Source organism: Paracidovorax konjaci (genome assembly GCF_900112675.1).
In the GTDB taxonomy this organism is placed as follows: Bacteria; Pseudomonadota; Gammaproteobacteria; order Burkholderiales; family Burkholderiaceae_C; genus Paracidovorax; species Paracidovorax konjaci.
In genome coordinates this window covers 84,295-97,024 of sequence record NZ_FOMQ01000015.1, presented here as the reverse complement: position 1 = coordinate 97,024, position 12,730 = coordinate 84,295, and the positions used below count along the sequence as shown (strand labels likewise).

Annotated in this window: 11 protein-coding genes; 1 reads left to right on the top strand and 10 read right to left on the bottom strand. The window is 70.7% G+C overall.

Annotated elements, in window-relative coordinates:
- Nucleotides 1-64: 64 nt before the first annotated feature.
- From BM144_RS19030 to BM144_RS19010, 5 genes are read right to left on the bottom strand one after another with little or no spacing between them, the layout of a single operon-like run.
- Nucleotides 65-913, bottom strand: a complete 849-nt coding sequence (locus BM144_RS19030; protein WP_092956041.1) for a citryl-CoA lyase — start codon at nt 911-913, stop codon at nt 65-67.
- Nucleotides 910-2,112 carry a CaiB/BaiF CoA transferase family protein gene (locus BM144_RS19025; protein WP_092956038.1) on the bottom strand — a complete coding sequence of 401 codons (1,203 nt, stop codon included), beginning with the start codon at nt 2,110-2,112 and terminating at the stop codon, nt 910-912. Before BM144_RS19025 ends, BM144_RS19030 begins: the two co-directional genes overlap by 4 nt.
- A gap of 16 nt (nt 2,113-2,128) precedes the next feature.
- The gene (locus tag BM144_RS19020) at nt 2,129-3,094 is read right to left on the bottom strand and encodes a tripartite tricarboxylate transporter substrate binding protein (protein WP_092956035.1); all 966 of its coding nucleotides are present in this window, start codon (nt 3,092-3,094) and stop codon (nt 2,129-2,131) included.
- Between the two features lie 48 nt (nt 3,095-3,142).
- Nucleotides 3,143-4,117, bottom strand: a complete 975-nt coding sequence (locus tag BM144_RS19015) for a Bug family tripartite tricarboxylate transporter substrate binding protein (RefSeq protein WP_092956032.1) — start codon at nt 4,115-4,117, stop codon at nt 3,143-3,145.
- A 28-nt stretch (nt 4,118-4,145) separates the two neighbouring features.
- Entirely contained in the window at nt 4,146-5,222 is a 1,077-nt protein-coding gene (locus BM144_RS19010) for an amidohydrolase family protein (protein ID WP_245783734.1), read from the bottom strand.
- A gap of 175 nt (nt 5,223-5,397) precedes the next feature.
- Here BM144_RS19010 and BM144_RS19005 point away from each other — a divergent pair, with 175 nt between their 5' ends.
- Nucleotides 5,398-6,180, top strand: coding sequence for an IclR family transcriptional regulator (locus BM144_RS19005; RefSeq protein ID WP_092956026.1), 783 nt, complete (start codon nt 5,398-5,400; stop codon nt 6,178-6,180).
- A 23-nt stretch (nt 6,181-6,203) separates the two neighbouring features.
- Here BM144_RS19005 and BM144_RS19000 read toward each other — a convergent pair whose 3' ends face one another.
- The 5 genes from BM144_RS19000 to BM144_RS18980 all read right to left on the bottom strand — a co-directional run bounded on the left by BM144_RS19000 (nt 6,204) and on the right by BM144_RS18980 (nt 12,622).
- Complete coding sequence (locus tag BM144_RS19000; protein WP_092956023.1) at nt 6,204-7,397, bottom strand: acyltransferase family protein; 1,194 nt, start codon at nt 7,395-7,397, stop codon at nt 6,204-6,206.
- Nucleotides 7,398-7,671: 274 nt separating this feature from the next.
- Complete coding sequence (locus tag BM144_RS18995) at nt 7,672-8,628, bottom strand: NAD(P)H-dependent flavin oxidoreductase (protein WP_092956122.1); 957 nt, start codon at nt 8,626-8,628, stop codon at nt 7,672-7,674.
- Between the two features lie 119 nt (nt 8,629-8,747).
- Entirely contained in the window at nt 8,748-10,550 is a 1,803-nt protein-coding gene (locus BM144_RS18990) for an acyl-CoA dehydrogenase (protein ID WP_092956020.1), read from the bottom strand.
- A gap of 267 nt (nt 10,551-10,817) precedes the next feature.
- On the bottom strand, nt 10,818-11,750 hold the full coding sequence (locus BM144_RS18985) for an electron transfer flavoprotein subunit alpha/FixB family protein (RefSeq protein ID WP_092956017.1): 933 nt from the start codon (nt 11,748-11,750) through the stop codon (nt 10,818-10,820).
- A 122-nt stretch (nt 11,751-11,872) separates the two neighbouring features.
- On the bottom strand, nt 11,873-12,622 hold the full coding sequence (locus BM144_RS18980; protein WP_092956014.1) for an electron transfer flavoprotein subunit beta/FixA family protein: 750 nt from the start codon (nt 12,620-12,622) through the stop codon (nt 11,873-11,875).
- Between the last annotated feature and the right edge of the window lie 108 nt (nt 12,623-12,730).

Sequence of the window (12,730 nt, the reverse complement as noted above, 5' to 3'; positions counted from 1 at the left end):
GCGGTCGAATCGCGCTTGCGCCAGGTGGCACCCCTGGCAGGTGCAGCGGCGTCCTGACGGCGCGTCAGGCCCCGGGGGCTTCGGGAACGGTGCGTTGCGGCGGCCCGTCGTAACGCCAGATGTACTCGCGCGGGATGGGCCCCTTGTTGCGCCCGCCCTGCTGCGTCTGCTCCCAGGCGTGCGCCAGGATGCCAACCGAGCGCGACAGGCAGAACAGCCCGCGCGCGAGCGGCGCCGGAAAGCCCAGCTCGGCGTAGATGACGGCCGTGGCGCCATCGATGTTCATGGGGATGCGCCGGCCACCTTTGCCCGCGGCCAGCGCGTCCTCCACCGCCCGCGCGATGCGGGCGAAACGGCCACCCACGTGGCCCTGCGCGGCAGCCTCATCGACCAGTTCCAGCAGGCGCGGGGCGCGCGGGTCGAGCGGATGGAAGCGGTGCCCGAATCCCGATATGAACTTGCCGTGCCGCGCCACGGCCGCATCGAGCCCGGCGCGCACCGCCTCGGCCTCGCCTGCGCCCGCGTCGATGCGTGCGGCGATGTCCAGGTACATCTCCACGGCCTGCTCGCCCGCGCCGCCGTGCACATCGCCAAGCACGTTGAGCGCCGAGGCCATCGCATTGTTGAGACCGACGCCGCAGGTGGCCGCCATGCGGGCGATGCCGATGCTGGGCGCCTGGGGCCCGTGGTCCACGGCGGAGACGAGCGCCGCGTCCAGCAGCCGCGCCTGGCCTTCGCCCGGCAGTTCGCCGCGCGTCATGAGCCAGACCATCTGTGCGAAGCCCACGCGCCCGATGAGCTGCTCGATGGGGTAGCCGTGGTAGCGGATCTCGCCGGGGGCCATGTCGATGATGGAGGTGCGCCACCAGTCGCGCACGCCCTGCTGGACTTCTTCCACGGTCTTCGTCGTCATACGGCCTGCTCCTGTCTGAGGGATTCGATGTCCTGCGCGCTGAAACCCAGCTCGGCCAGGATCGCTGCGGTGTGTTGCCCGAGTTCGGGCGGGGGCGTGGCCACCGAGGGCGCCTCGCCGTTGAGCTTGAAGCCGGTGCGCACCAGGCGCACATCGCGGCCCACGCCGGGCACGTCCGGATAGGTGGCGACCATGCCGCGCTCCGCGATCTGCGGAATCTCCAGCGCCTGCGGGACCGAGTACACGGGCCCGGACGGCACGCCCGCCGCGTTGAGCGCCTGCCACCATTCCTGCGTCGAGCGGGCCTGCAGGGCCTGCTCCAGCAGCGCCGTGAGTTCGGCCCGGTGCGCGAGGCGCGCGAACCGGTCGGCGAAGCGGCCGTCGGCCATCCATTCTGGATGGCCCACCACCTGGCAGACCGCCTCGAACTGCTCCTGCTTGTTGGCGGCGATGTTGATGAGGCCGTCGCCGGTGCGGAAGGTGCCCGACGGGCTGGCTGTCACGTTGTCGTTGCCCATCGGCACGGGCTCGCGGCCCGCGACAAGGTAGTTGGAGACGGCCCAGCCCATGGTCGCCATGGTGGCCTCCAGCATGGAGACGTCGATGAAGACGCCCTCCGTGCGCCGGGTGTCTGCCAACGCCGCGGCGACGGCGAACGCGGCCGTCATGCCGCCGATGGTGTCGGCCACGGGATAGCCCACGCGCAGGGGCGCGCATTCCGCGTTGCCGGTGACGCCCATCACCCCGGACATGCCCTGGATGATCTGGTCGTACGCGGGCAGATCGCGCAGCGGCCCCGACTGGCCGAACCCCGAGATGGCGCAGTAGATGAGGCGCGGATGGTCTTCCAGCAGCGCGGCGTAGCCCAGTCCCAGGCGGTCCATCACACCGGGCCGGAAGTTCTCGACGACCACATCGGCCGTCTGCACCAGCCGGCGGAACACCTCCCTGGCGCGCGCGTTCTTGAGGTTCAGCGTGAGGGAGCGTTTGCCGGGGTTCTGCGCCAGGAACGACACGCCCATGTTGCGGCGGTTCAGCTCCACGTCGGCGCCGAGCTGCCGCGCGAGATCGCCGGTCAGCCGGGCCTCGACCTTGATCACGTCCGCGCCCATGTGCGCCAGCTGGTGGCAGCAGAACGGGCCCGCGAGCACGTTGGTGAGGTCGAGGACGCGCACGCCCTTCAGGGGTTGGTTGGCCATTCGTGTGTTTCCCCACTCATTCCGGACGGATGCCGGCCTGCCGGATGACGGCGGTCCAGCGCTGGATCTCGTTCTGCACGAACTGCGTCGCCTGCGCCGGCGTGCTGGCGACCACCGTCAGCCCCATGTCGGCGATTTTCTTCTTCGCCTCGGGCAGCGCGAGCGCCGCGTTGATGTCCCGGCCCAGCTTCTCGACCGTGGCGGGCGGCGTGCCGGCCGGCGCGGCGATGCCGATCCAGTAGTCGATGTCCATCGCGGGGATGCCCGACTCCTTCGCGCTGGGCACGTCGGGCAGCATGGCGTTGCGCTCCGCGCCCGTCACCATGAGGGCCTTCAGCTTGCCGCTGCGGATGTGCGGCAGTGCCGTGGGCACCGAGGTGATGAGGGCCTGGACCTGGTCGCCCATGAGGTCGGTGAGCACCGCGCCCGCGCCCTTGTAGGGCACGTGCACGAGGTCCACGCCGGTCGTGCTCTTGAACAGCTCTCCCGCGAGGTGGGTGTTCGTGCCATTGCCGCCCGAGCCGTAGTTGAGCTTGCCGGGCCGGGACTTCGCGAGCGCGATGAATTCCTGCACCGTCCGGGCCGGAACGGCCGGGTTCACCACCAGCACGTGCGGCACCTTGACCGCCGTCGTGATCGGCGTGAAGGCTTTCTTCGGATCGAACGGCAGGTTGGGCAGCAGCCCCGCCGCGATGGCGTATGACAGCTCCAGGGTCAGCAGGGTGCTGCCATCGGGGGCCGCGCGCGCGGCGGCGCTCCAGCCCACGATACCGCCGCCCCCCGTGCGGTTGTCCACGACCAGGGGCGCCCCCACGCCGGGCGCCGCGAACTGCGCGATGACCCGCGTCGCCAGATCGGCGCTGCCGCCCGGCGCATAGGGCACGATGAGGGTGATGGGCTTCTGGGCGAAGGCGGCGGCGCCTGCCAGGCAGGCGGTGCCGACGAGCAGCAGGCTGCGGCGTCGAAGGGTCGGCAGTGGCATGGTGTCGTGTCTTCCGTGTCTGTGGTCGGTCAGGGGCCGGGCGCCGCGTCAATCGACCGTGGCGCCGGATTCGCGCACGGCCACGCCCCAGCGGGCCTGCTCGCTCTGCATGAACCGGCCCAGCTCGGCCGGCGTGCCGCCGCGCGGCACGCTGCCCTCTTCCTTCAGCCGCGTGACGACCTCGGGGCGGGACAGCGCGGCATTCATCGACTGGTTGATCCGGGCGATCGCCGCGGCGGGCGTGCCGGCCGGTGCCACGACGGCCTTCCAGTCTTCCGCCACGAAGCCGGGATAGCCGGACTCGGCGACGGTGGGCACGTCGGGCAGGAGGTCGAGCCGCTTCGGGGACGTGACGGCGATGGCGCGCAGCTTGCCGGACTTCACCAGCCCCAGCACGGTGGGCGGCGTCGCGAAATAGAAGTCGGTCACGCCGCCCATGAGGTCGCTGGTCGCGGGGCCCGCGCCCTTGTAGGGCACGTGCATCATCCGCACGCCCGCGCGCTTGGAGAACATCTCGCCGCTGATATGGCCGACCGTGCCCGTTCCGGCGGAAGCCATCGTGAGCTGCCGTCCCTGGGACTGGTTCTTGAGGTCGGCCAGGGTCTTGACCGGGGACTCTGCGCGCACCACGAGGATCACCGGCTGCGAGGCCAGCAGGATCACGGGGGCGAAGTCCCTGGCCGCATCGAACGGCATCTTCGCGTAGAGCGTGGGGTTGATGGCGAGGTTCGCCGTCTGCCCGGTGCCCAGCGTGTAGCCGTCCTTGCGGGCCTTGGCCACGGCGTCCAGGCCGATGTTGCCGCCGGCCCCGGGCTTGTTCTCCACCACGAAGGTGATCTTTTCCTTCATCGCCACTTCGTTGGCGATGAGGCGCGAGAGCACGTCGGTGCCCCCGGCCGGCGGGAACGGCACCACGAGCCGCACGGGCTGGTCGGGGTAGGCGGCCTGGGCAAGCGCCCCGCCCGCCGACACCGCGCAGGCGAGCGCGAAAGCGCTCCGGGCGAGTAGTTTGCGGATCTGCATTGTCTGTCTCCTTGGGTCCATCGGTCGGTCATTGGGAATCGGTGGCCGCGCCGCGCGCGAGCCGGTAGACGCGGGTGGCCGTGCCTTCGAACAGGGCCCGGCGTTCTCCGGGTGCCGCGGAGGCCGTCATCGCCTTGAATGCGTTCCAGAGCGTGCGGTAGGAATACGAACCCTTGTCCACGGGGAAATTGCTCTCGAACATGCAGCGGTCGGCGCCGAAGGCCTCGATGCAGGTCTCCATCCACGGCCGCCAGGTCTCGGCCAAGTGCTCCGACGAGGGCGGCCGCTCGCCCTGCTCGAACCCGAAGCCGTTGATGCGCATGCCGAGGCCGCCGAGCTTCACGAACACATTGGGCAGTTCGGCGAGTTCCCGCATCGACCGCCGCCAGGCTCCGAAAGCCTCCGCGCGGTGCGCCGCGTAGGCGCCGATGCGCACCACGCCGCCGCAGTGGTTGACGATGACGGGCATGGCGGGGAAGGCCTTCGCCAGGTCCCGCAGTTCCGGCAGTTGCGTGAAGAACAGCCAGGCATCGAACGACAGCCCGAGAGCCGCCACGTGCGCGACGCCCTCGCGGTAGGCCCGATCCCCCAGCAGGCCCGGGGGCACGGCCGAGAGCGGATTGGTGAGCGTGGGATCGGCGTCCCAGGTCGTCAGGTGGCGCACGCCCCGGAAGCGGCCGCGGCCCGCTTCGAGGTGCGCCTCCAGCACGGGGCGGACGGCATCGCCCAGGCGCAGGTTGCCGTAGCCCACGATGCCGAGCGCGGCGTGCGTGCCGCCGGCGGGGCCCTGTCCGGTGGCCGCCACCACGAACTCCGTTTCTCCGACCGGTTTCAGGGCCTCGGGGCCTGCGGTGAGGTAGCGGGTGAGCGCCTGCATGTGGACGGAGGCGCGCACGTCGTGGCCGGAGCCGGTGTCGGCCGCGTAATCCGCGGCCAGGTAGGTCCAGCCCGGCCGGTCATAGAAGTGGTGGTGCGCATCGACGATGGGCAGTGCGGGCTCCCGCACGGGCTCCTGCGCCAGGGCCAGCCAGTCGTCTCTCACAGGCAGGTAGTTGCTCACGGTCGTACTCGTCGGGAAATGCGTTGTTGGCGGCTTTTGTTCTATCTGACAGAACCAATATTCATTGAATAGAACTTTAAATCCAACAGCGCAACGTCTGCACAGGGTTTTCCCGTGCAGCGCGCGGCCTGCCGCCCAGGCGCGCGCCAGGCCCGGCACATGCCACACTCGGCGGCTTCTTCCCAGCAACTCCACGCCCGACGCGCGATCCCTGGAACGCATGACTGAATCGGTTGACCCTTCTTCCCCGGCCGCGCCCGACTCCAGCGGCGTGGCCGTCCTCGACCGCGCCTTCGCGCTGCTCGCCGCCTTCGGCCCGGGCGATGACCGGCTGACCCTGACCGAACTCTCGCGCCGCACCGGGCTGTACAAAAGCACCGTGCTGCGCCTGCTGGGCGCGCTCGAACATGGCGGCTTCATCCGCAAGCTCGCGGACGGCCAGTACGCCGTGGGGCCGCAGCCGCTGCGCCTGGCGGCGATCTACCAGCGCTCCTTCCACGTGGGCCATGTGATCGAGCCGCTGCTCAAGGGCCTGAGCCAGTCGACAGGCGAGACGGCGTCGTTCTACGTGCGGCACGGCGAGGCGCGCATCGCCGTGTTCCGCACCGAGCCGACCCGCTCGGTGCGCGCCTCCGTGGCGGTCGGCCAGGAATACCCGATCGCCCAGGGCGCGTCGGGCAAGGTCCTGCGGGCCTTCGGCCACGCTTCGGGATCGGGGGCGAAGGCCCTGTCACCGCTCTGGGCGGTGTCGTATGGGGAGCGGGATCCGGACACGGCATCCGTGGCGGCGCCCGTGTTCTCCGTCACCGGGGAGCTGCAGGGCGCCATCGCGCTGTCGGGGCCCCGGCATCGGCTGGCGCCACCCGATGCCATGCTGGCCGCATGCCGCAGCGTCCTGAAGACCGCGGCCGAGGCCACCCGCAGCCTCGGCGGCGATGCGGCCCCCTATGAGGAAGGCATCGAGGCCCTCGCGCCGGGGCTCTTCGCCGAAGGCGCCCCCTGAACGCAGCGGAAAGCCGCCAGGCGCTACCCCAGCCGGCCGGCCGCGAGCACCACCACCACGCCTGCGCCCACAACGCCGGCCTGCCAGCGCAGTGCGAGCGTCCACGACGGCACGTGGCGCTCGACGCGTTCGTAGAGCAGTTTCCCGGCCATGACCGAGAGCGCCATCGCGCCGGCCATGCCCAGCGCGTTCATGCCCGGTGAATCGGGCCAGGCGGTGCTCACGGCCGCATTGACCAGCAGGCACACGGGGAAGTGCACCAGGAACACCGAGTACGACATGCGCCCCAGCCGCGCAGGCCAGGTGCGCCAGGCCAGCGGGCTCGGTGCCGTTGCGGGTGCCGGCGTGGCCGCGGCCTCGCCCGTTACGGCGCGGCCGGCCAGCCAGCGCAGCGCCACCACCAGCCACAGCGCCGTGCCCCAGGCCACGGCGATGCGCGTGCGGAATTCCAGCGCCAGCGCCACCGCGCCCCAGAGGCCGATGAGCACCAGCCAGCCGGCGGCCGCCGGGCTGCCGCGCGGCGCGCCCACAGCCCAGCGGGCCATCATGCCCAGGCCGTAGGCCCCGAAGAAGTAGAAGGCCCAGGCGTCCAGGCCCGGATGCCGGTTCAGCTCCCAGAGCGAGAGCGCCGCAGCCAGGGCTACGGCTGCGCGCGCGAGCGTCTGCGCCCCGGCCCAGGCCGGCAGGAAGGACGCCCGGGCACCGAGCCGCGCGGCCGCGAGCAGCAGCGCCGACAGCGCGAACAACTGGAAATCGATGGCCACGTACCAGACACCGGCCGAGAGCGCGTCCTCGCCCACGATGTCCTGCAGCATCAGCGCATTGGCCACCAGCTGCGGCAGGCTGGGGTCGCCGGGCACCGAGGGGTGGTCCAGCCAGGGCCGCACGGCGGCGGCGGCCAGCACGGCCAGCACCAGCGCCACTGCATAGGGCACGGCCAGCCGCACGAAGCGCCGGCCGATCTCCGGGCCCGCGCCGTTCCAGCGCGCACCGCCGGCGGCCGAGAACCGCGCCGCCGCCAGGTAGCCGCCCAGCACCAGGAACACCTGCACGGCCATGCGCCCATATTCGTAGAGCCAGGCGATGAGCCCCGGCATGAGGGGCTGGGCGACGTCCGACATGGGCCCGTAGAAGGCCAGATGGTGCGCCACGATGGTGGCGCAGGCGATGCCCTTGACCGAATCGATCAGCGTGCTGCGGGATGGCGAGGAAGGCATGGGACGGCGCCCGCCCGCCGCAGGAGATGGCGGCCGAAGGCGGGAAAAGCGTTTTCTTGGTGTTGTTGTGGGGGTGCAGGGCCTGTGCGCTGCGGCGGGCCGGGGGCCTGTCGCGGCCCGGCCCGGCGGCGACGCACGGCGCGGCGGGGCCGCATTGTGCCCCAGGCGCCCCGATCCGGGGCAGGCCCGGGATGGAAAGTGGCGCACCGGGCGCGGGGCCGCGCACGAATGCCCGCACAAAGCCGGGCCGGTGGCCCGGCGGCGCCGCGGCCCGTCAGCCCAGCGCCAGGCGCTCGCGGGCCGCGTGGTATTCGCGGCGCAGCCGCTCCACCATCTCGGCCGCGCCGGTCACCTCCGTCACCGCGCCGATGCCCTGGCCGCAGCCCCAGATGTCCTTCCAGGCCTTCTTGGCGTCGCCGCCGAAATTCATCTTGCTGGGGTCGGACACGGGCAGGTTGTCGGGGTCGAGGCCGGCCGCGCGGATCGAGGGCGCGAGGTAGTTGCCGTGCACGCCGGTGAAGAGGTTGCTGTAGACGATGTCGTCGGAATCGCCCGCCACGATGGCCTCCTTGTAGGCCTCCTGCGCGCGGGCCTCGTGCGTGGCGATGAAGGCCGAGCCGATGTAGGCGAAGTCGGCGCCCATGGCCTGCGCGGCCAGCACGGCGCCGCCCGAGGCGATGGAGCCCGACAGCGCCAGCGGGCCATCGAACCACTGCCGGATTTCCTGGATCAGCGCGAACGGGCTCTTGATGCCCGCATGGCCGCCCGCGCCGGCCGCCACGGCGATCAGGCCGTCGGCGCCCTTCTCGATGGCCTTGTGCGCGAACTTGTTGTTGATGATGTCGTGCAGCACCACGCCGCCCCAGCCGTGCACGGCCTGGTTGACGTCCTCGCGCGCGCCCAGGCTGGTGATGACGATCGGCACCTTGAACCGGGCGCACACCTCCATGTCGTGCTCCAGCCGGTCGTTGCTCTTGTGCACGATCTGGTTGATCGCGAACGGCGCCGAGGGCGATTCGGGGTGCGCGCGGTCCCAGGCCGCCAGCGTCTCGGTGATCTCGGCGAGCCAGTCCGCCAGCAGCTCGGCGGGGCGGGCATTGAGCGCGGGCATGGAGCCCACGATGCCGGCCTGGCACTGCGCGATCACCAGCTTGGGGTTGCTGATGATGAAAAGCGGCGAGCCGATGACCGGCAGCGACAGTTTCTGGAACACGGGGGGCAAGGTGCGCATGGCGGAGGTCTCCTGGTGGGCGGCGGCAGCGCCCCGGCCTGCAAGCCGGAATAGCCTCATGCCGCCGTATTCATTGAATAGTTTGCTATCTTTTTAATAGTAAATGGAGTCACTGGCGGTCAGAAGGACTCCAGCGCCAGCGCGGTCACGCTGGCCGCGCCGTCCACGATGGCGTCGCGCTGGGCCTGCGTGCGCACGAGGATGTGCTCCGCGTAGAACCGCGCCGTGGCCACCTTGGCCTGCAGGAAGGCGGCGTCCCCGCCGGCCGCGCCCTGCCCGGCCAGCAGCTCCTGCGCCTTGAGCAGGGCCCGGCCCATCTGCCAGCCCGCGACGAGGTTGCCGGCCAGCATGAGGTAGGGCACGCTGCCCGCGAAGGCGGCGTTGGGATCGGACTTGGCGCTGCCCGCGATGAAGCGCGCCGCGTCGTCGAAGGCGTCGCAGGCCTCGGCCAGGCGCCGGGCGACGGCCACGGCATCCGGCGTGCCGGACGCGCGCAGCGCGTCCGCCGTCCCGCGCGCCTGTGCTGAGATGGCGAGCGCCGTGGCCGCTCCGTCGCGCACCGTCTTGCGGCCCACGAGGTCGTTGGCCTGGATCGCCGTCGTGCCTTCGTAGATGGGCAGGATGCGCGCGTCGCGGTAGTGCTGCGCGGCGCCGGTTTCCTCGATGAAGCCCATGCCGCCGTGCACCTGCACGCCCAGGCTGGTCACCTCCAGGCTCATCTCGGTGCTGTAGCCCTTCACGAGCGGCACCATGAATTCGTAGAACGCCTGATTCTCCTTGCGCACCGCGGCATCGGTGTGGTGGTGCGCGGCGTCGTACGCCGCGGCGGCCACGGTCGCCATGGCGCGGCAGCCCTCGGTGAGCGCGCGCATGGTCATGAGCATGCGGCGCACGTCGGGGTGGTGGATGATCGGCGCGCTGCCCGGCAGGCTGCCGTCCACGGGGCGGCTCTGCACGCGGTCGCGCGCGTACTGCACGGCCTGCTGGTAGGCACGCTCGGCCACCGCGATGCCCTGCAGGCCCACGGCATAGCGCGCGGCGTTCATCATGATGAACATGTATTCCAGGCCGCGGTTCTCCTCGCCCACGAGGTAGCCCACCGCGCCGCCCGCATCACCGAACTGCAGCACTGCCGTCGGAGAAGCCTTGATGCCGAGCTTGTGCTCGATGGAAACGCACTGCACGTCGTTGCGCGCGCCCAGCGAGCCGCCAGCGTTCACCAGGAACTTCGGCACCACGAACAGGCTGATGCCCTTCACGCCCTCGGGCGCGCCGGCCACGCGGGCCAGCACCAGGTGCACGATGTTCTCCGCCATGTCGTGCTCGCCGTAGGTGATGAAGATCTTCGTGCCGAAGACCTTGTAGCTGCCGCCCTCCTGCGGTTCGGCGCGCGTGCGCACCAGGGCGAGGTCCGAGCCGGCCTGCGGCTCGGTCAGGTTCATCGAGCCCGTCCACTGGCCGGACACGAGCTTCTCGAGATAGGTGGCCTTGAGCGCATCGCTGCCGGCCGTGAGCAGCGCCTCGATGGCGCCGTCGGTGAGCAGCGGGCACAGCGCGAAGCTCATGTTGGCGCTGTTGAGCATCTCCGCGCAGGCCGCGCCGATGGTCTTGGGCAGGCCCTGGCCACCGAAATCCACGGGGTGCTGCAGGCCCTGCCAGCCGCCCTCGGCGTACTGGCGGAAGGCCTCCTTGAAGCCCGGGGTGGTCGTGACCTGCCCGTCCTTCCACGACGACGGGTTGCGGTCGCCCGCCACGTTCAGCGGCGCCACCACGCCCTCGTTGAAGCGCGCGCATTCCTCCAGCACCGCCTGCGCCGTGTCGAGGCCGGCGTCCTCGAAGCCCGGCAGCGCGGCCACCTGCGCGAGGCCCGCGAGGTGCTCGATGGCGAACAGCATGTCCTTGACGGGGGCGGTGTAGCTCATGGGAAAGTCCTCCAGAAAGTGTCGGAATGCGCCCGGCGGGCACGCTTCAGGCGCAAAAAAAGGGCACCGCATGCGATGCCCTGGGGGCTCGGACTGTCGCATGCAGTCCGCGAAACCGGCGCTGCGCCACCCTTCCGATGGTCGCGGAGCAGGCCGCGCCAGCGGACGCCGTGGAGCGGGCTCCGCCCGGCCACCGGCGTCGTCCCCCTTCCCGCGAAGCGAGAGAAGGGAGAAGGCGCGCAGCGCCTCAGGGGGCTGTCGCCCTGTTCACAGCGCCTTGACCAGTTCGGGCACGGCCGTGAACAGGTCCGCCTCCAGGCCGTAGTCGGCCACGCTGAAGATCGGCGCCTCGGCGTCCTTGTTGATCGCCACGATGACCTTGGAGTCCTTCATGCCGGCCAGATGCTGGATGGCGCCGGAGATGCCCGCGGCGACGTAGAGCTGCGGCGCCACGATCTTGCCGGTCTGGCCGACCTGCAGATCATTGGGCGCGTAGCCCGCATCCACCGCGGCGCGCGAGGCGCCGATGGCCGCGCCCAGCTTGTCGGCCAGCGGGGTCATGACCTCGTTGAACTTCTCGGCGCTGCCCAGGGCGCGGCCGCCCGAGACGATGATCTTGGCGGCCGTGAGTTCGGGCCGGTCGCTCTTGGTGACCTCGCGGCCCACGAAGCGGCTCTTGCCGCTGTCGGCCGCCACGTCGAGCGTGTCCACGGAGGCCGAGCCGCCCGTGGCGGGCGCGGCGTCGAAGCCGGTCGTGCGTACGGTGATCACCTTGGTGGCGTCGGCGCTCTGCACGGTGGCGATGGCGTTGCCGGCGTAGATCGGGCGCTCGAAGGTGTCGGGGCTGTCCACCTTGGTGATGTCGCTGATCTGCGCGACGTCGAGCTTGGCGGCCACGCGCGGCGCGACGTTCTTGCCGCTGGCCGTGGCGGGGAAGAGGATGTGGCTGTAGTTGCCGGCCACGGCCAGCACCTGTGCGGCCACGTTCTCGGCCAGTCCGTCGGCCAGGCTCGCGCCGTCGGCGTGCAGCACCTTGGAGACGCCGGCGATCTGCGCCGCGGCCTTGGCGGCCTCGGCCGCGTTCTGGCCGGCCACCAGCACGTGGACGTCGCCGCCGCAGGCCTTGGCGGCGGTAACGGCGTTCAGCGTGGCGGGCTTGATCGAAGCGTTGTCGTGTTCGGCAATGACGAGAGATGTCATAACAATTCCTTTTTCAGCTAGAGGCTGGAGCGGCGCCGGGCCGCCCCAAGCCGCGAAGGCCCCCCGGCGGGCAGCACAGCACGCGAAGCACGTGCAGCTGCCAGCATGGGGGCCCAGGTTCTTCAGATCACCTTGGCTTCGTTCTTGAGCTTGTCGACCAGCGCGGCGACATCGGGCACCTTCACGCCGGCGCCGCGCTTGGGCGGCTCCGTGACCTTGAGGGTCTTGAGGCGGGGCTTGACATCCACGCCCAGGTCCTCGGGCTTGACGGTGTCGAGCTGCTTCTTCTTCGCCTTCATGATGTTGGGCAGCGTGACGTAGCGCGGCTCGTTCAGGCGCAAGTCGGTGGTCACCACGGCGGGCAGCGTGAGGGCGATCGTTTCCAGGCCGCCATCGACCTCGCGGGTCACGTTCACGGCATCGCCGCTCACCTCGACCTTGGAGGCGAAGGTCGCCTGCGGCAGGTCGGCCAGCGCGGCCAGCATCTGGCCGGTCTGGTTGGAGTCGTCGTCGATGGCCTGCTTGCCGAGGATCACGAGCTGGGGCTGCTCCTTGTCGATCAGGGCCTTGAGGATCTTGGCCACGGCCAGCGGCTGCAGTTCCTCGGCGGTTTCGACGAGGATCGCGCGGTCGGCGCCGATGGCCATGGCCGTGCGCAGCGTTTCCTGGCATTGCGCGACGCCGCAGGAGACGGCGATCACCTCGGTGACCACGCCCTTTTCCTTCAGCCGAACGGCCTCCTCCACGGCGATCTCGTCAAACGGGTTCATGCTCATCTTGACGTTCGCGATGTCCACACCCGTGTTGTCCGACTTCACGCGGACCTTCACGTTGTAGTCCACCACGCGCTTGACGGGGACCAAGACCTTCATTGCTGCGGCTCCTAAAAGGTTGATTGATTGACGTAACGTAAACCGATCCATTCTATGCCCCGCCTCCGGGCGATCCTGCCCGGAAGCGGCGGCCACGCCGTCCATCCA